This is a genomic window from Vibrio sp. 1562 (genome assembly GCF_033340155.1).
GTDB classification, from domain to species: domain Bacteria; phylum Pseudomonadota; class Gammaproteobacteria; order Enterobacterales; family Vibrionaceae; genus Vibrio; species Vibrio alginolyticus.
Map to the genome: position 1 here is coordinate 1 of NZ_JAWOVY010000745.1, position 527 is coordinate 527.

Here is a 527-nt window from a genome sequence, read left to right on the forward strand (position 1 = left end):
GCTCACGCAGCTGCATTGAAATCACGCTTTGGTTGATTGGGTTATCTTCCGCAACTAATACCGTTCCGAGAATCCACGAAACTTCTTCGGACTTAAGCTCGTCCAACTTGGTCTCTTGCTGCATTTGGCTAAGCAAATTGAACAGCGCGTCTGGGTATTGAAGCTCTCGCAACGTGAGACTACCGAGAATTTCTCGATCATCGCGCAGCATCACACCATCAAAGCCCGCTTCGTTGTCTTGTGCGGCGTAAAGGTTCGCCATGCTTATTGCGAGTGTTGCTGGCTGCATTTTCCATGCGTCACACCACTGACGAATGCTGAGTGGCAATGCCTCGCTGTAAGTCCAGTTCAAACACACTTCTGGTTCTGAATCACAACGCTCAATTGGCAATTTGACAGTTATCGTCGTACCCAAGCCGAATTGTGAATCGATGCAGAGCACGCCGCCCATACACTCGATCAATCGGTCAACGATGCTCAGCCCTAACCCTGTGCCTCCATATTTGCGCGTAATGCTGTCATCCGCT

1 protein-coding gene is annotated in these 527 nt (G+C 50.1%); it reads right to left on the bottom strand.

What is annotated here, in order from left to right; translation table 11 throughout:
• Window positions 1-527, bottom strand: a 527-nt coding sequence (locus R7Z49_RS27420) for an ATP-binding protein (protein WP_318112818.1), incomplete at both ends; no start/stop codon positions are given.